Source organism: Bacteroidota bacterium (genome assembly GCA_041658205.1).
GTDB lineage: Bacteria > Bacteroidota > Ignavibacteria > UBA10030 > UBA8401 > UBA8401.
In genome coordinates this window covers 1749559-1769000 of the sequence record JBBAAO010000001.1, presented here as the reverse complement: position 1 = coordinate 1769000, position 19442 = coordinate 1749559, and the positions used below count along the sequence as shown (strand labels likewise).

Below are 19442 nucleotides of genomic sequence, written 5' to 3'. Positions count from 1 at the left end.
ACCACTGTTACGGTTTCTGCTCTTTATAAAAAGCACAGACAGAATTCACTACACATTCGTGGCATTTTGGGTTCGTTGGTCTGCACGTTTCCCGTCCAAGATATGTAAGAGACATACCGAGAATATGCCACTTCTTTTGCGGTATTTTCTCCATCAACTGTTTTTCAATTTTCTCAGGATTTGTTCCTTGTGCAATTCCAAGGCGGGGAGCAACACGCAATGTATGAAGATCAACAATCACCCCTTCAGCCGGGGCGTCCATTTGGCTCATAATAACATTTGCCGATTTTCTTCCAATGCCAGAATATTGGGTCAAACCTTCCTGCGTTAACGGAATATTCTTATCGTCTTTAATTTCTTTGGCAGTTTTTGTGATCCACTGTGATTTATTGCCGAAGTTTGAAACCTTGCTAATGAAAGGATAAAGATCTTCCGGTGTTGTCTTAGCAAGGTACTTCATGGAAGGAAACTTTTTGAAAAGAGCGGGTGCAAGGGAATTGATATTCCTGTCTGAATCCCGCGCCGAAAGAACCACCATTACAAGCAATTGGTACAAATTTTTGTATTCCAGGGGATGTTTACGTCCCTGATATTTTTTGAAGAGAGGTGTTAGCTCTTTATTCCAATTAATATTGTCCGATTTGTCAGACAGATCTTTGGTGTTTGGAGATTTTTTCTTTGCCATAGTATCTCTCTTAATTTTTAGAAATAAGTTTGCGTGCCTTCACTGCTGTTTTCATTACTCCATTTGTTTGTTCGCCAACCTGTTGCCGCCACATTGCGTAATATAATCCTTTTGCTTTGACGAGTTTTGTGTGCGACCCGGATTCGACAATTTTTCCTTTTTCCAGAACATAGATTGTATCGGAATGCATCACTGTAGAAAGTCGGTGAGCTATCAAAATCGTTATCATATCTTTTTGATTGGAAATATTTCGAATCGTTTCGCTGATTTCTTCTTCCGTCAATGAATCCAGAGATGAAGTTGCTTCATCAAAAACAAGCAGCTGGGGATTACGCAATAATGCCCGTGCAATCGAAAGGCGCTGTTTTTCTCCACCGGACACTTTTACACCCCCTTCGCCTATTATTGAATCCAGTCCCTTATCCGCTCGAGAGAGAAGAGATTGACATGCTGCTTTGTTCAGTACATCGAGACAATCGGCATCCGTCGCTTTTGGATTTACAAACAGGAGATTTTCACGAATTGTCCCTGAGAATAGTTGCGTATCCTGAGTGACAAAACCGATCCGTTCTCGCAGTGCATCGAAATCTATTTCATCAAAGTTTTTTCCGTCGTAAAGAATATTGCCAGATTGGGGGCGGTACAAACCTACGAGTAACTTTACAAGTGTTGTTTTACCAGCACCGGATGGACCGACGAAAGCAATTGTTTCCCCGAGCTTCGTTTTAAATGAAATTTCGTTTAAGGCGGATTTGTTTGATGATTGATGTTGAAATGTCACTTTATTGAACGCAAGAGTTTGAACATTTGTTACTTTTACGGGAGAAACCGGTTTTGGTTCTTTCGGAGTATTAAGTATGGCTTCAAAATTATTGAGTGAAACTTCAGCTTCACGATAAATATTAATAATGTCTCCTAACTGCTGTAGTGGACCAAAAATGAAAAATGAGTATATCCACAGTGAGAAGAATTGCCCGACAGATATTTGTTGCGTAAATATTAAATACAACATCGAGAATAGTATTGCGGTACGAAGAAAATTGACGGATGTGCCTTGAATGAAACTCAATCCACGGATGTATTTCACTTTCTTTAGTTCCAGACTCAAGATCTTTTGCGTTGTGCTATTCAGCCGATCTATTTCCTGGTTTGCCAGTCCTAAGCTTTTTACGAGTTCAATATTCCGTAATGATTCCGTGGTTGATCCTGCCAGCGCAGTCGTTTCACCGACAATTGTCTTTTGGATCGTCTTAATCTTTTTGCTCAACGTGGAACTTAGAAAACCAAGAATAGGGACGGTTGAAAAATACAATGGAGCAATCACCCAATGAACGGATAACGAGTAGATCATCACAAATGTAATACCCACAAGCGTTGTGAAGAGAACATTAATGGAGGCGGAGATAAGGCGTTCAACGTCGGTACGGACCTTTTGCAATTTGCCGAGCGTTTCGCCGCTTCGTTGGTCCTCAAAAACGGAATAGGGTAATTCAAGAGAGTGTTTCAAACCGTCAGCGTAGATTTGTGCTCCAAGACGCTGAACAATAACATTGATATAGTAGTCCTGAAAATTTTTTGCCACACGTGATACAAAAGCAGCACCCATTGCTAACAACAGCAGACTCACTACACCTTGCAGAAATTGTTCGGTAGTGTATTGACTGAATTTCATCGCATAATTATCGATGACATATCGAAAAACCAATGGATCGAGCAGTGAAAATGTTTGATTAATTGTTGCAAGGAACAATGCCAACATGACCAACGTCCAATAATTCTTGAGATAAGAGTACAACAGTTTCATAAGATATCCTTTTGTGTCGAAGAAAATAAGAAAACTATAAGTAAAATGCGAAAGAACGTTGTAATTGAGGAAAGATTCATTTACAATTAAGTCATGAGAAAACTCGCTGTCTATAAAACGATTCTTATTCTGATTTATTGTGTGAGTATACCGCTTTTTTCACAACAGGAGAAGAGAAGCAAAGCGTTTAAGGTAAAAACTTCGCCATTTCGAATCTTGGAGATACGACAATCAGACGTTACCTATCAATTGTGGGAGGGATTCCAATTAATGCGAAGTGCGAACGCAGGAGATGCTCCATCCCAACACGAACTGAGTTTGCGGTATCTTACTGGAAAAGGTTTTTCCTATGATACAATAAAAGCAGCACTATGGATGAAAAAAGCTGCAGACCAGAATTATCTATTAGCAAAGTTCAATTACGGAATATTCCTCAATAATGGATGGGGAGTAGAATGGAATCCAATCGAGGCGTACCGTTATTTTCAGTATACCGCAAAAAAAGATATGCGGGAAGGAGAGTATGTCTATGGACTTTTCTTTACCGACAACCTGGTTGTCCAACGGAATTATAGTACGGCTTATGAATGGTTAAAAAAATCGGCCGATCAAAATTATGAACCAGCGAAAGATGTTCTGAAGGAATTTGAGAAGAGGGGTCTCAATGGTAATGAAGCATTGCAGAAGGATTCTTCTTCAATAAAAAGAAATGCTGCCAGAATTGCATCCGCGCAACAATCATTAACACAAAACATCGAACCGGTGATGCTGGAGTTTGATGATGACAAAACAGTGCAGGTTGATGATTTGACCCTTTTAAAGGAATTATTTAATGAAGGGAACGAAGAGCTACGGAATGTTCTCGGCGGTTCGAAGATTCTCAGCGACAGTGTTCAAACGGATTCTACGGGATTCTCAATGATTGCCCGAGCTGCAGAAATCGGGAATCCGGAGGCGATGACAATTGTTGCTCGCTGTTATGAACGCGGGATCGGTGTTAGAAAAGATAAACTGCAAGCGGCAGTACATTACATCCGTGCAATTCGGTTAGATTCGCGCCGGGCTCCGTCATTATTATGGCGGTTGATCAACGAAAAGAATATGCTGACAACGTTTCATCAGCAAGCATCAAAAAACATTCCCGAAGCTCTGTATGTTGTTTCGTCATTGAATGCTCTAGGATTAAACAATTCGCTGACAGACGAACAAGCACTTCAATTTCTCCAAATAGCAGTTGGCAAATCGTTCACTCCCGCTGTGCTCGATCTTGGAAATTGTTATTCACTTGGCCAATGGGTGAAAGGGGATAAAAAGAAGGCCAAAGATTTTTGGAAATATGCTTCTGATCTTGGAAACACGGAAGGAAAAATCAGGGTTGCCGTTGCGGATCTCTTTGATGGAACACTCACGGATGCAAGACGATCATTTGATGAGTTGATAAAATATTCTGACCAAGGTTCGGTTCTTGCGCAAACTGCGTTAGGATATTGTTATGAAAAAGGAATTCTTGTCCCCATTAATTATGCGCACGCGGTATTGTTCTATCGCAAAGCTGCTCAGCGGGGAAACCAGGCAGCGATGACGGCCTTGACTAGAATGTATGATGAGCGGAGACCGAAAGAGAAGGAGTTTCAAATTTCTGAAGAATAAATTACCCCAACGCCGGCCGGGAAGTCGGCGATACATATACGGCAGGACTTCTGTTCCACTGCTTGTATAACGGTACATCAGAATTATTTTTTTTGAATTTTCTCTCTGATGAAATATACCACTATTCCTAAGAGTGTCATTCCCAGTCCAGACAATGCAAATTTCCAGCCGGTCGACAGCATAATTGAAAACCAAAGAACAATTGCAATTAAAGCAGGGAGCGGATAGAGCCACATCTTGAACGGCAGATTTGCTTCACCGATTCTTTTTCGCAGAATCATCACACCGACAGCACCGCCGATAAATTGAACCAAAATACGCATTGCAAGAATTGCGCTAATCACATCGGCTAGCCGGAACAATAAACTGAAGATGAATGCCGCCCCGCCAAGCCACAATAAAGAGATATGCGGAAAATTTTTTGTCGGATGTAATTTTCCCATGATCGAAAAGAAATTTCCGTCCAAAGCAGCTGCATAAGGAATTCTGGAATAGCCCAGCATAACTGCAAATAATGATGAGAATGCGATCCAAAGCACAAGTACCGTTGCAAAAGATGCTGCGGCTGTGCCATAAAGCCGTTCGATCAATGTACTGACGATGAATTGGGAATCCTTTGCTTCCTGCCAAGGGATAACACCGATGACAGCAAATTGCATTGCCATATAAAGAATAGCGATGCCAATAATAGAGATGAAAATTGCTCGGGGAATATTCTTTTCAGGGTTTTTTATTTCGCCGCCGAGGTGATTGACATTGTAATAACCAAGGTAGGAATACATTGTTTTAACAGTTGCTTGTCCGAGTGCAACCCAAAATGCCCAAGTAAAATCCCACGCACCTTCCGGATAACTGAACGCAAGATCGGCATTGAAATGCGAAAGACCGCCGATGATGAACCATGCCATTGTTCCCATAACACCAATCCAAAGTGCTACAGAAATTTTTCCAACAGTAGAAATTTTACGGTACAAAATAAATGTTAATGTAATAACGAGTGTTCCGGATGCTACTCTTCTTGTTACATCATCAAGCGGCAGCAGGTAGGAGAGATATTGTGCGAAACCGATCGAGCCGGAAGCGATGACAAGGGGAGCCTGAATCATTGTCTGCCAGATAAAGAGGAAAGACATTAATTTCCCCCAACGCTTGCCGAATGATTCACGAAGGAAGACATAGCTACCTCCCGCTTTTGGCATGGCAGCGCCAAACTCAGCCCAGATGAATCCATCGATCAACGAAAGAATCGCACCTGCAATCCATGCAGCAATGTGATGCGGTCCTCCCATGATGCCAATAACAAGAGGAAGGACAACAAATGGTCCGATACCGACCATATCGATCATATTTAGCGCGACGGCTTGAGTGAAGGAGAGATCGCGTTTTAATGATGTAGAATCTTTTTCCATGCAATATTTTAGGCCATCCTTCGACTCCGACAAACAGCGTCGTTGCTCAGGATGATTATTAATTTTCTATTCTATAGAATTACTATAAGCTCTTTCGCCAAAAAATTTGTAGTTCTTCTCTTCAAATGTAGTATTAAAGAGAACAGAATGTATCAGACCATTTTTTTCGACAAGAATTGTATGAAGGATCAGAGTATCAGGATTCGTATGAATCGTGAATCGTGCCCGATTGTTTAGTGCAGAATATTGTTGTATTGTTGAATCTTTTCTGGAGGAAATATCTGTGGATTGAGTAAATCTCTGGAGCATTCTCTGTGTGGCGCGAAATGTTCCGCCCGTTGGGCCAATGACTTTTTTCCCATTGAAAACAATTTCACGATCGTCGTACGCAATCACGGATAATTTGTGAGCGGTATCCGATTGTAGCCAATGCAACAATTTTTTTCCATGATTCAGAGAATCATCATAACTATAATTCGCATCAAGATAAGCAATGCGAAAGATATATCCCGGAATGGTATCAAATGCATTAATGAATCCTGTAATAAAACTTCCGCCGCCGCTATGACCGGATAATATTACTGACTCCGGATTTCCCGTCTCAAAACGGATGTAATCAACGATTCTGGCAACTTCACTGTCTTTATATTCATATTTTTTTCTCCATGCGGGCCAGCTCTTTTGAGCTGCTTCAAGATAAGCAATTAGAATGGTGCGATCATTCAGAGTGTTTCGTAAAAAACGAACTTGAGCAGCGATATGCTGAATATCAAAATGCCAATCATCTCCCGACTGTAATTTTTTCCCAGCAGTCATTTCGATGGTATTTCCATTGGGGAGAGCATACAAGATCAGTAATGTTGATTTAGATTTGTCAATCTCTTTTGGTGAATTGATCAGTACACGGGTTTCAGGAGTAAACGAAAAAAACGTATTCGTTTCCGTTGAAGAAAACTCTTTCGTTGAACTGCACGAACCGATTAAAAATAAAAAAGCGCAACAGAGTACTGTTACGCTTTTCTTTATGAAAAATTGGTCCATTGATTATTTTTCCAAAATTTCGAATAATTCCGACAATTTTGGTATCAGAATAATTTCTGTGCGACGATTCTTTGCCCGAGCTTCAGATGTATTTGCCGGGTCAATGGGATAGTACTCACTACGTCCTGATGCGGTTATTCGTTTTGGGTCGACTTTCCCTTCGTTGGCGAGATATCGGATCACTTCTGTTGCGCGCATTACGCTCAAGTCCCAATTATCTTTTATAGCGCCAAGGTTGGAAACTGCTTGATTATCTGTGTGTCCTTCAACAAGAATTGTTAAATCCTCTTGAGTGTTCAGAACTCGGGCGAGTCCGAGTAGGGCATCTTTTCCGCGTTTGTCAATATCCGTTTTTCCGGTGGAGAACAACAGCTGGTTTGAGAGCGATACGTAGACACGTCCATTAACAATGTTGATGGATAACCCACTGTTGGTGAATCCGAGAAGGGCATCGTTCAATTTTGATTTCAAAGCGTTCAATGCTGAATCGCGCGCAGCCAATCGTTTTTCCAAATCGCCGACCCGTTGTTCCCGTCCGATCAGATCGCGTTGAATTGCGGCAAGGGAAGAATCACGAACAGCAAGGGCGTCTTCATAACCCTTCAACTTTTGTTCACGCGAAGCGACATCTTTCTGCAATGCTTCCAGGTTCGTCAGCAGTTTTTTAATTTCGGCAGAGTTTTTTGCTTTTGATTGTTCGTAATTTTGATTGGAGATGGTTAGATCGTTCTCAAAAGTGCGGATACGATCTTTTAATGTATCTGCTTGAAGTTGCAGATCAGCAATCTGCTTTTGGTAATCATTATTTTGGTTCTTCAATGTTGAATTTTCTGTCGTAAGATTATCGATTCGTACTTGCATTGCAGCAGTAGCAGTCTTGAGCGAATCGACAGAACTTTGTAACGCATCGCGCTGTGATTGCATTTCGTCGAACGTGCCGAGAGAAACACAGGCCGATAGAATGAATGGAAGGGTTGAAAGAACAAGAAAGCGGAGATTTTTCATAGACACCTCTTTTATTATGTCAAAATAAGAATCTGGTGTTGAAATAAAAAAGGGACGATTGTGAACGTCCCCTTGTTATTTTTTTGTCGGGGTGAGAGGATTCGAACCTCCGACCTCGTGGTCCCGAACCACGCGCTCTAACCGGGCTGAGCCACACCCCGAACAATGACATTTGGCAAAAAACTTCATCAAAGAACAAAGTCCAACGGCTGAACTACGCCTTGAACAATAATTGCGGAGAAGGAGGGATTTGAACCCTCGGTACAGGTTAACCCCGTACGGCGGTTTAGCAAACCGCTGGTTTAAGCCACTCACCCACCTCTCCGTGGATTTTTGCTTAAATGCAGTTCAAATATACGAATGAAACGGTAATTTTCAAAGATGTTTTTCGGTATTAAGTAATCATTCAATTTTTTCATTGAACTCTCATATAGTAACAGCGAGCAAAAAATTAATAAATCGAATCAGGATAGAAACTAAAATTTAGGAAACAAAAGTATCACAAATTAGTAGATTGATATGAGATTGTGAAATATAGTAAGGCATACATATTTTCTCGAATTGGAAGTAGAAAACACAACCACAGAACCTAATGTCATTTGATAATAGAATTTTTAAAAATCGGTAGGCCTTCATATCTAAAAATTTGCCGTCAAGTAAGACATTATTTTATATCGTACCTGTTTGTATATGGATTATTTTTAATTATACAACAAACGCCAAAACATTTTTAATGATTTCACTGAATAATATACCCGACCAATTTATCTTTTAGAGTTGAAAAAAGAAAATAAGTGCTCAATAAGATATTGATGTTGTCTTTATGCTTCCATACCTTTTTACACAGATAATTCCCTATCCCGAAAGATTGACTGTTAAATGAAAGACTGATCAAATATTCATCGATGCATATCCGAAATAGATTCAAAGAAATATTCCCTTCAGTTCTGATCTATCTCTCCTTAGTTTCCGGCGCTCTGCTTTGCGACTACCTTTTGCATTTAGCCGGACTTGTATGGGTCGGCCGATATTTTGGAATTATTGGAACCGTATTGATCATTCTATCATTTCTCTATTCCATGAAAAAGAGAAAAATGATTTTATGGGGTTCACCGAAAACATTGCTGCAATCCCACGAGGTGACTGCATGGATTGGTGCCTTGCTGATTCTGGTGCATGGAGGAATACATTTCAATGCCATCATTCCTTGGCTGGCATTGACTTCAATGTTGATTGTCGTTGCAAGCGGATTAACTGGAAAGTTTTTGTTAAAGGATGCTAAAGAGCGAATGAACAATCGAAAGCTTGAACTCCAAAACAGCGGCCTTACAGAGAGTGAAATAGAACAGTCACTATTATCCCATTCACTTATTGTTGATACAATGCTGCAATGGCGTAAAGTCCATATGCCACTCTCGATGATCTTTTTTGCCTTTGCATCGTTGCATATCGTTCTCACACTTTTGTTCTGGCGGTGGCGATGAAGAGGACGTATCTTACATTCATCGGTTCCATTGCAGTGGGATTGGCAGCGATTGTGTTTTTTCCATATTATTCAGTTACTCCCGGTGTGCTTATTGAAGATCATCTGCAACTGAAGAACGATTGTTTTGCATGTCATACGCTTGGACAAGGATCAGTCACAAAGAAGTGTATCGCGTGCCATTCAATGAATACTATCGGAAAGCGGAATGTTGCCGGTATAGCGTTAGCCAAAGAGAATTCCAAAAGCAGTTTGATCCATACAGCGATACCGAATATTGAATGTTTTTATTGTCATACAGAGCATCATGGACGATCAAAAGAAACTGCAACAAAAAAATTTACTCATGAGATCCTTCGAAGTGAAGTTCAACGCAATTGCGCAACGTGTCATGAAAAACCAGGGACCTCTATCCATACCATTCCAAACCTCTTATGCGATAATTGTCATATTATTAATGATTGGAAAATATCAAATTTTGATCACGAACTTCTTGGAACAAAAGTCACTCTGTGCACCGATTGCCATGTAAAGAACATACCTGCAGACGAATTGCATAGAGCGGTCAAATCAAAAAATCAATGCAGTGATTGCCATTCTTCCAGTGCCTGGAAACCTTCCACATACGATCATACAAAGTACTTCCGATTTGACAACCATCATCCTTCACGTTGTACGGATTGTCATACTCCTACAACGGGATTTGCATCATATACTTGTTACACTTGCCATGAACATTCTCAATCGAAGATCGATTTAGAGCATCGCAAAGAGGGTGTACAAAATTTTGAAAATTGTGTGAAATGCCACCGCTCGGGAAATAAACATGAAGTCAATAGAGAGAATAAACAATTACAAAAAGAAATGGAACATAGTAATGAGGAAGAAGAGGATGATTAGAAACTGCATTGAATATGTAAGACAAACCGAGTTTCCGCAATATCTTTGATGCATAAATTCCCTCCCCAGGGTCAGTTTAAAAAATTAGTACTTGACAAATCGTTTTGAATACTGTAAATTTATACAGTGTAAATATATACAGTAAATAAAACGATGACATCACAAGCCAAACTTACTAAACGACAAGCAGAGATCTATCAAGCGATCTGCGATTCCTTTCGCGAACGGGGGCTTCCACCGACGCTGCAGGAACTTGCGACAACGTTTGGTTTTAACGTTAATGCCGCAAAAGATCATATCCTCACTTTGATTAAAAAAGGATATATCAAATACACTCCCAATATTTCACGCGGAATTGAAGTGATTCATAAAAAACCAACAGGAATCCCTGTGTTTGGTTTTGTTCCGGCAGGTCATCCGTTTATGTCGCAGGAGAATCTTGCAGAGACTTTCGTGAATGTTGAACACTATCTTACTGCATCCAAAGATGTTTTTGGTGTCTATGTGAAAGGGGATAGTATGATCGAGGCGGAGATTGGGACAGGAGATCTGTTGTTTGTCGATCCAAAACAAGAACCGAAGAACGGCAGGATTGTTGTCGCGTTGGTGGAAGGGGAGCCGACGGTGAAATGGTTTGAGAAAGATGGTAATACAATCCGACTGGTCCCTGCAAACAAAAAATATCAGCCGATCATTGTCGATCAGCATGATGAGAATTTTAAAATCGTCGGTGTTGTGATTGGAATGATCCGTGCACTTGATAAAAAACGGATAGACGAAGTGTTGAAATATAAAAAAGCATCGTAGGAGCAAACATGACGAGCGGTGATTATACAATGGAAGAACGAGAAAAGATCAATTCTTATCTCAATAAGATTTTGGATATTCTCAGTGTGAAATCCCCAGACGATCATTATGGAGGCGTGCAGATCTATTTTCCACGCGAAGCTGGGAAAGTAGTTGGAGATGTGGAAGTGTCATTTCGTTCGAAGCATAAGTTACGAAAGGCTGGATAAAGGCATTAATAAGAGTTGCGGTCATTTCGAATCCCGATACGTTGTTTTTTAGATACATTGGGATGAGAAATCTCAGCATAAGAAACATGAAGCGGTTGTAAATAATAGATATGTATTTTGTATATCTCATGACAAATAGGTCCCGCACTCTGTATGTTGGGATGACAAACAATATACGAGCCAGAGTTGTTCAGCATAAAGAAAAACTCATTCCTGGTTTTACGCAAAAATATAATATTACAACACTCATATATTTTGAAGAATTTTCAGATGTTCGTTATGCGATAGCAAGAGAGAAAGAAATCAAAAAATGGCGTCGGGCAAAGAAAATAAAATTGATTGAAGCAATGAATGCTGAATGGAAAGAGATCATTCTTTAAGATGAGGTCTCTCATTTCTCTTTTATGACATTGCAGAAACCCAATATTTCAAGGCTCGTCCGAAGTGACAATAAATCGTTCATGTCATTTTGGAACCCCTGATTTGAGAAAGAAATTTGTTTTTGAGATTTCTCGTCGTCCCATACAACGGGACTCCTCGAAATGACAATCGAGTTAGTTGTGTTTGGTTTAACCATACCCGGGTGTTGAGACCTTCAAGCCCGATAGCAAAAGGACAAACAACTCCTGCGCTGTCGGGCTTCTGTATTTTATAGATAAGAAAAACAGTGAACTATGTGATCTATGCCTATGTGGTTCAAATATTTTTGTGAAAAGCGAACCACATAGAGACATAGAACACATAGAAGAGCAAACATTTACAAGAGAGGAAAGTGTGGAAACAGTCATTCAATCATATAAAACAGTACAGCTGACGATGGAGACGTCAGCGCCAACAATCAATTTTTTGCATGGTACCTATGGAGTATATCAGACCGCAATGCTCGTTGCAGCAGATTTTCTGCGCAAGAGGGAACCGGTGGTGATTGTTGATGCGGCGAATACGACAGATCCATTCTTCATCGCAGGCATCTTTAAAACGTCGGGTGCTGAGCCGGAAGAGCTTTTGCAGCGTGGATTCATCAGCCGCTGCTATACATTCTATCAAGTAGATGTTACGATTACAGATGGTTTGACCGATTTTATGCGAACGGTACATTCGAAGACATTACTGGTCTTTGGATTACTGGATCTGATTGACGACGAGCAAGTTGCCATACCTGATATTCACGACATTCTTACACGAATGAAACAAACGTTCGATCAACTGAAAACGGAGGGAATATCCACGCTGCTTGTTTCAACGCCGCTCCGTTTTCAATTGAAGGAGCGGGAACAGTATTTCAATGCATTCAAAGGAATCTCCGATGTCACCTACAGGCTCGACAGAGAATACATCCACTCACCCGCCAGACGAGGAAGAAATGGGACGACTGATCGCAACAGCCACACGGCTCATCGACAAAGAACGGGAGCGGTGGGGAAACTTTCGCCGCGCGCTCCGAAAAGAACAGCAGGAGCACTTCGATGAAATATTTCGTATTGCTAAGCGGAATCTTCCGTCGATCTCGTTCCAAACGACACCGATCACGATGGATAAAATCACGCTATCCGTCTTGGTCAAACTCGTTGGAGAACTCCACGAACTGAAAGAACGATTACGGAATTATGGGGAGGAAATATGACAGTGCAAGGATCACTGTTCGATGCGTATGCCAATGACCATGGAATGACGGTCTGGATTATCGACATTGATGGAAAACGGCATAAGACGCATTACACATTCGCACCATGCTTTTATCTGAAACTGTCCGAACAGGAGGCAGGTATTCTTCGTGAATTGTTGCTCCATCTTCCCTATCAGGTAACGATGGTGTTGACGACGAAGAAAGAATTACTTTCGAACAAGGAACTTCCGGTGTACGAGGTGAGTGTTCACAATCCAAATCTGTTTCAAAAGACGGTGCGGACATTGTCAAAGCATTTTAAATTCTACCAGTTCTATAATGCCGATATCAAAGTGGTACAGATGTTCTATTATACGACGCAATTGTTTCCACTGGCATACGGGGAATATACGATTGAGAACGGCGTACTGAAATCGTGGAATCTGCTTGAACGGATGGAAGCGGAAAAATATTTTGTACCGCCGTTGGTGATTATGACACTTTCTCCTTCGGCAAAACTTCTTGCCCCAAAGTACCAGCGTTTTTTGGAGATTGAAATAGAGATTGAGGGAAGAAAAACCGTACTGCAGCAAGAATCGCCGAGAGAATTGATCAACCAGATCAATTATTATCTCTATAAATATGATCCTGATGTGATTCTCACGGAATATGGGGATGCAACGTTACTGCCGATGCTTCAGCAGATTGCATCGGAATTGAACATGCCGTTATATCTTCATCGCGATGCGGGGGCAGGATTCATGTTTTCAAAAGCAATCACTTATTTTTCCTATGGACAGGTGAAGCAGCGCGAAGCGACGTTTGCGCTTTCGGGGCGCTGGCATTTGGACAAAGAGAACTCGTTTATTATGAACGAAGGAGATCTTGACGGATTGTATGATCTTGCGCGTATGTCACAGATTGGTGTGCAGCAGCAGGCGCGCACGAGCATTGGTTCGGCGTTGTCTTCCATGCAGATCTCATGGACATATAAAAATAATGTCCTTGTTCCCTATAAACGTCCGATCAAAGAAGCGTTCAAATCGTTGACGACATTGTTGAAGTCAGACAGGGGAGGACTTCACTTTATGCCGGAAAGCGGGTATCACGAACAGGTTGCAGAGTTGGATTTTGCTTCGATGTATCCCACGATCATGCGTAACCACAATATTTCTACTGAAACGCTCGATTGCGAATGCTGTCCGGATTCGAAGAAGCATGTGCCGGAAATTGGTTTTCGTATCTGTGAAAAACGAACAGGATTGGTTCCGGCGACATTGGAACAGATCATTAAAAAACGGGAACGCTATAAAGAATTAAAACGGAGCGCAACAACCGAAGAGCAGCGGAAAAAATACCATAACAAACAGACTGCCTTGAAATGGATCTTGGTCACTTGTTTTGGATATCTCGGTTTTAAAAAATCCAGACTCGGTAGAATTGAAGCGCATGAATCGGTGAATGCCTTTGCCCGTGACCGATTGCTTCGCGCAAAGGAAATTGCGGAGCAGGATGGTTTTGAACTGATCCACGCAATTGTTGATTGTGTTTGGCTGAAGAAGTCCGGAGCGACGCACGATGATTACCAACAACTTGCAAAGAAAATTGAAGCTGATACTGGCATAAAAATATCAGTAGAAGGAATCTATAAATGGATATTGTTTCCCGTTTCAAAAATGGACGAGGAGATTCCCACGGCAACACGCTATGTTGGACTGTATGATACCGATGAATTCAAAGTTCGGGGGATAGAAGTTAGGCGTCGGGATGTTCCAAAGTATGTGCAGCGGGCGCAGCATGCCATGCTGAATGTGTTTTCCAGAGCGAACGATGTGGAGGGGGTGCGTGCATTGGTTCCGGATGTGCTGGATGTTGCAGAACAATTCATTCAGGATTTGAAACAGGGGAATGTTTCGCCATTTGAACTGATCATCCGCCGCAGCATATCCAAAGATCCTTATGAATACGAGAATAAGAGCATCAATGCAATTGTTTCGCAGACACTTGCGGATGCCGGCGTTCATTTAATGGCGGGAGAAAGTATCCAATATATCATTACAGATTCAACCGGTAAAAAAGATCCGATGAAAGCAAAACCGCTGGCGTTGTATGCGTTGGATGATGGATACGATGCAGAAAAATATTCGGAGATGGTGCTGGAAGCAGCGGAAACATTACTGGAACCTCTCGGTTACTCACGAGAAACTCTGAAAGAGCATTTGGGTATGCTCTCGGTCAGCGAAAAGAGGAAAGCAACAAAAAAGAAAACTTCGCCGCAGACGGAATTGGCGTTGATGCGATAGATTGTGCGGATAATCTATTGTCTAAAAAGGTATTATTTTACGAAAGAGTTCAACTCTATAGATTTTTGCACGACATTTGTGTGTTTCGCGGTTTTGTCGCCGAGCTTCACTCGCTGGTATTATGTAGTGCGAAGTACTGCTTCAGGAACTTTAGCACCAGTGATGGTACAGTAGTACTTCTGTATCGCGAAGCTTTGCTTCGCAAACATTATCACGATGATAAGATAGCGTTACTGTACAAATGAAAGAATTAAAACCATATTATCATAGACGTTTACCGCACTATCAGCCCAAAGACTCGATACTTTTTGTAACATTTCGACTTGCAAATTCATTACCAAAGAATGTTGTGGTGCAATTGTTGCAAGAACGGGAACAAAGAGAGATTAATATTACGTGCGAGAAAAACAGGGAGAAGAAACAAATATTACTTCAAGAAGAGGGAAGGCGTTACTTTGGTCATTTTGATAGTTATTTGGATAGAGTGATGACTGAAATTCATTGGTTAGCAAATCCTGTTGTTGCTGAGGTAGTGAAGAATTCGATACTGTTTTACGATCAAAAAGTATATGAAGTGGTTGTTTTTTGCATTATGTCGAATCATGTACATCTTGTTCTGAATATGGAAAAGACAAATGTTCCTCTGCATAGTATTTTGCAAAGAGTAAAATCGTATTCTGCTCGGAAAGCAAATTCTCTACTAGAAATGAAAGGAATATTTTGGCAGAGGGAAAATTATGATCATGTGGTTCGTAATAGTGAAGAGTTGAAAAGAATTGTTCGATATGTTATGGAAAACCCTTTAAAAGCAGGGCTTTGCAAAACATGGAGTGATTGACGGTGGACTTTTATTAATGAAAAATATTTGTAGGTATGACAGAGTTTCATGAGCATAAACGCCGAGCAGGAGCTCGGCGGTACGTTCTGTAATGTTAAGCTTCGTCGTCGAGCAGGAACTCGGTGGGATGCATTATTTGGCGACAATCATCTTTTTTGTTTCAACAAAATTCCCGGACATCAAGCGGTAAAAATAAACGCCGCTGGAAATATGTGATGAATCCCAATTGAGCTTGTGGCTTCCGGCGTTCATTTCCTGATTGAGAATTGTGGAAACCTCTCTTCCAAGAATGTCATACACCGTCATAGTTGTTCGAGCGAAGTGAGGAAGTTGAAATTGAATAGTAGTAACAGGATTGAATGGGTTAGGATAATTCTGCTGCAATTCAAATGACATTGGAGAAAAATGACTGCCGCTCACATTCGTCAAAGAAAAATTGATGACTGGTGTTGTTTCTTGTCCGCCGTCGTTTGTGATCTGCCGAATACGATATTTTGCTGAACCAAGAGAACCGATATTGTCATAATATGAATATCGTGCTGTTGTATCGGTATTTCCTTTCGCAGTGACAGAACCAACTTCAGTAAAGTTCATACCGTCGATGCCGCGTTCAATACCATAACGATTAATGCTGATTTCGGAATTAACACCCCAAGAGACCTTCACTTGATTTCCCAATGAATCCCACACAGCGCCAAAATCAATAAATCCGGATGGAACAGTCAGTGCACTTGTGACCATCTTGTCGACGAAAAAGATTTTCGTCTTGCCGCTGATGTCTGCATGAGCCGCCTGCAGCCTGAAGCCGTTGAATTTATTTCCGGTGTCAGTAATTTTTCCAGCTGTAAGATATGGCGTGAAAAGATTCTCATCTAATCGTGTTCCGATCAATTTCCAACCAATATGATTGACAGAGAATGCCGGTCCGGAACAGATCTGTCCGTTTCCGTCTCGAATAACAGTTCTTAACGAAATATCCATTTTGCCATCCGCCCACACCCATGCTCCTATGTAACTGCCGCGCAGCATATTGCCGAGCTCCGAAGTTGTACCGCGGGTAATCCGCACATTCCAATCTGACGAAGAAGCGGCATCGTCGATATACGTAAATTTTCCGCATCCGGCACCCTCATACGGATGTTCATTGGAAAAGAGAATGGAAGAGGACGCAATGACAATTCCAACTAACTGTGCAACGTTCCCTTGTGACGGTTGCAGCCATCCAGCGACATTGGTATTGAAGTCAAACAACACCTGCGGTGCCACTGTTCTATTTGGATAGTGAACGAAGATATCATCTAGAAAAATTGCTCCGATCGCTTTTCCTCCGGCAGCATTATTTTCTCCGATCACTATTTGAATTTGTGAGAGAGTAATTGGAAAATCGAGAATTCCGGTTGTCATCGGTTTTGCATTGACTGTTTTGAAGCCAACATTTTGCCATGCTCCGTTCCAACTTACTACTGTTGGAGAAGTGATATAAAATTGTTCGCCGTTTTTATCGATAAAGATTAATTTCAACGAATGGCCGCCGCCGTTTCCGAACACTTTTATATACAGACTGTCCGGCCTGCTAGCCAGCGGGAAGGAGGTCGATATTAATGCTGTCACTGCATCTGTCGTCGGAAAGTTGTACGAAATACGGAAAGAATTTGGGCCTGAAAATATCGTATCCGTATTCAACGCAAAAGAGATATTGTCAGGATCGGTGCCGGAAACATCGTTTCTGATCAAAAACAGATCGTTAAATTTTTCAACCGTAATAGTTGTGTCCGATCCGGTGAAATCGTAATTCAATTGTTTCTTGACTGTGTCGAGTGAAAGCTGAAGTGTCCCTTTGTTAAATCCTGTGGCAGTAACAACATTATCTGAAGGCGAGAAATTAATTCCTTGTCCAGTGATTTGAGAGATGACTTGCGTTCCTTGCAGAGGGAGAGAATTATTTCCCGAATCGACGCCGTACACTGCCAGTGTTACTTGTTCACCTGGTGTCATCACAAGCGATGTGGGATAGACTCGCAATTCCTTAATAACACGAACATAGACTCGTGCAGAATCAGTAATAGCATTGTAGTAGATTCGCACCCATCCGCTGTCGTTCGTATTTTTTGCGGTGAAGAGTCCGGATGAATCGATCGTCCCGATAGTTGTATCAACACTCCAAACAGTCCCGACGGGAAGTGCAAGAGGATTATAATATTGGTCTTTTCCTTCTGCATGGAACTGAAAAGTATTTCCCTGAAAAACATTCGCTTTTGATTCGATAATATTCAGAAAATTCAAAGCTCCAATCGGAGCAGTACTAATTACTTGCAGTGTATTTGCCACAGAACGTTCACCACCGGGATCAGAGGGGGAATTGACCACCTCTCCGCGCACGACCATAGTTGTAGAACCTCCGCCGTCTAGATTGAATGCATTTGTTATTCCGAGCGAAACAAGAAACTTCGCCATCTCTCCAAAACTCATTCCCAGACTCGAAGATTGTCGACCGTCAACTGTACAAAGATAGACTTTTGTACTATCAGCATTTTGACCTATAAACGTACGGGGATGCCGCGCATCGTTAAAACTTGCGCCGGATTGATCGAAATCTCCGAGTGTAGGATACGGAACGCCATTCCTAATCAAATGTCCGTTGCCGGAGATTAATTGTGTCAGTCGTTTTACCGTTGCGCCGGATATCGGATTGTATGCGAGATACAGTTTGATGGTATCATTCACCTTAAGTTCACTCGTAATGAAAGTTGTCGGACTTCCGCTTCCACCGGAAATGACATATCCATCGATGGGAATGGTACTATTACCGTCCCCTTTTTGTGTGACCACTGCCAAGAGTGTATCATTCGTTGCCGGAGATAGGTTTACAATATGCAGAGTGGCTTCTGCTCCGCTGGCATCTGTTCCGGTTGTTCCTCCACGATAAGAAGAATAGAGTGTTGTTTTTCCTGAGGCGCGGTTTGTATTGCTTTCGTTGATCGCTAAACTTCCGCCCCCTCTTGAAAAGATTTTCCCGCCGAAGCTAAATCTGTCAATATATATTTTTTTGTTTTCCGTGAACACTACACTCGATTTATTCGTCGGAATTCCGAGAACCGGTTTTCCATTCGCCAGTTGATTATGAATCGGCCATCCAGTTTCAAAACTAAAAAAACCGCCATTGACAGCTCCGATAACGCGATGACCTGCCTTATCATTTGCAGCAGATTGAATCGTCGTTCTTGTCAATCCGCCAGCAGGTTTATATGTTTCGAGTGTGATATTGGGATTGGTGATATCAACTTCAAGCACATCAAGCGTAAATGGGCCAGGGAGTGTGTATTGAGTATGGATAACACCGGGAGCTACTGTTACAGAGGAAGTTGTATCAGAAAGTGAGTAGGTTAGAGAAGTTACCGCAATGATGAACGATAAGATTGTCTTCATAATGTTTGCCGTTGTTAAAGCGTGGTAGGATTGTACTATAAGATATCTGTAATGAACTTATCTATAAATAGCGGGAATTTGTTTGAAGACCGTCGCCCGTTAGTTCTAGAATTTTTTATCGGTCAGTTAGGTGGGGAACCGATGACCTTCTCCACAAACGCACTTTAACGTTGTGAAACCCGAATGTATCTAAAAAGGTGGTGGACCGTAGTGGGATCTCCGCCAAAGGCGGACAAAGAACCGCTGACCTTCCCGATGCTTTGCATCGGGACGCTC

Annotated in this window: 15 protein-coding genes and 2 tRNA genes; 9 read left to right on the top strand and 8 right to left on the bottom strand. The window is 41.6% G+C overall.

Translation table 11 applies throughout. From position 1 onward, the window contains the following. Positions 1-7: 7 nt before the first annotated feature. On the bottom strand, positions 8-685 hold the full coding sequence (locus tag WDA22_07325; protein MFA5833268.1) for an endonuclease III: 678 nt from the start codon (positions 683-685) through the stop codon (positions 8-10). Positions 686-695: 10 nt separating this feature from the next. Then, positions 696-2489, bottom strand: a complete 1794-nt coding sequence (locus WDA22_07320) for an ABC transporter ATP-binding protein (protein MFA5833267.1) — start codon at positions 2487-2489, stop codon at positions 696-698. Between the two features lie 93 nt (positions 2490-2582). Here WDA22_07320 and WDA22_07315 point away from each other — a divergent pair, with 93 nt between their 5' ends. Continuing rightward, positions 2583-4139 carry a tetratricopeptide repeat protein gene (locus WDA22_07315; GenBank protein MFA5833266.1) on the top strand — a complete coding sequence of 519 codons (1557 nt, stop codon included), beginning with the start codon at positions 2583-2585 and terminating at the stop codon, positions 4137-4139. 83 nt (positions 4140-4222) lie between these two features. On the opposite strand, the gene WDA22_07310 is transcribed toward WDA22_07315, so the two are convergent. The 5 genes from WDA22_07310 to WDA22_07290 form a co-directional block, all read right to left on the bottom strand. Continuing rightward, positions 4223-5548: an amino acid permease gene (locus WDA22_07310; GenBank protein ID MFA5833265.1), complete on the bottom strand. Its 1326-nt coding sequence runs from the start codon at positions 5546-5548 to the stop codon at positions 4223-4225. Positions 5549-5614: 66 nt separating this feature from the next. Continuing rightward, complete coding sequence (locus tag WDA22_07305) at positions 5615-6589, bottom strand: hypothetical protein (protein ID MFA5833264.1); 975 nt, start codon at positions 6587-6589, stop codon at positions 5615-5617. 3 nt (positions 6590-6592) lie between these two features. Then, positions 6593-7594: an OmpA family protein gene (locus tag WDA22_07300; protein ID MFA5833263.1), complete on the bottom strand. Its 1002-nt coding sequence runs from the start codon at positions 7592-7594 to the stop codon at positions 6593-6595. Between the two features lie 86 nt (positions 7595-7680). Next, a tRNA-Pro gene (locus WDA22_07295) sits at positions 7681-7755 on the bottom strand. Between the two features lie 74 nt (positions 7756-7829). Continuing rightward, a tRNA-Ser gene (locus WDA22_07290) sits at positions 7830-7919 on the bottom strand. A 580-nt stretch (positions 7920-8499) separates the two neighbouring features. Between WDA22_07290 and WDA22_07285 the strand changes: the two genes are divergently transcribed. The 8 genes from WDA22_07285 (at position 8500) to WDA22_07250 (ending at position 15740) form a co-directional block, all read left to right on the top strand. Then, complete coding sequence (locus WDA22_07285) at positions 8500-9078, top strand: hypothetical protein (protein MFA5833262.1); 579 nt, start codon at positions 8500-8502, stop codon at positions 9076-9078. Continuing rightward, positions 9075-9977, top strand: a complete 903-nt coding sequence (locus WDA22_07280; GenBank protein MFA5833261.1) for a hypothetical protein — start codon at positions 9075-9077, stop codon at positions 9975-9977. The genes WDA22_07285 and WDA22_07280 overlap by 4 nt, the downstream gene beginning before the upstream one ends. Positions 9978-10130: 153 nt before the next feature. Continuing rightward, complete coding sequence (lexA, locus tag WDA22_07275; GenBank protein MFA5833260.1) at positions 10131-10784, top strand: transcriptional repressor LexA; 654 nt, start codon at positions 10131-10133, stop codon at positions 10782-10784. An 8-nt stretch (positions 10785-10792) separates the two neighbouring features. Next, entirely contained in the window at positions 10793-10993 is a 201-nt protein-coding gene (locus tag WDA22_07270) for a hypothetical protein (GenBank protein MFA5833259.1), read from the top strand. Between the two features lie 110 nt (positions 10994-11103). Continuing rightward, the gene (locus WDA22_07265) at positions 11104-11373 is read left to right on the top strand and encodes a GIY-YIG nuclease family protein (GenBank protein ID MFA5833258.1); all 270 of its coding nucleotides are present in this window, start codon (positions 11104-11106) and stop codon (positions 11371-11373) included. Positions 11374-11767: 394 nt separating this feature from the next. Further along, positions 11768-12463, top strand: coding sequence for a hypothetical protein (locus tag WDA22_07260; GenBank protein MFA5833257.1), 696 nt, complete (start codon positions 11768-11770; stop codon positions 12461-12463). 150 nt (positions 12464-12613) lie between these two features. After that, the gene (locus WDA22_07255; protein ID MFA5833256.1) at positions 12614-14902 is read left to right on the top strand and encodes a DNA polymerase domain-containing protein; all 2289 of its coding nucleotides are present in this window, start codon (positions 12614-12616) and stop codon (positions 14900-14902) included. Positions 14903-15143: 241 nt separating this feature from the next. After that, a complete protein-coding gene (locus WDA22_07250; GenBank protein MFA5833255.1) occupies positions 15144-15740 on the top strand; it encodes a transposase in 597 nt (198 codons plus the stop codon). A gap of 132 nt (positions 15741-15872) precedes the next feature. Here the strand turns inward: WDA22_07250 and WDA22_07245 are convergent, their stop codons facing one another. Next, entirely contained in the window at positions 15873-19166 is a 3294-nt protein-coding gene (locus WDA22_07245; GenBank protein MFA5833254.1) for a phosphodiester glycosidase family protein, read from the bottom strand. Positions 19167-19442: the final 276 nt, after the last annotated feature.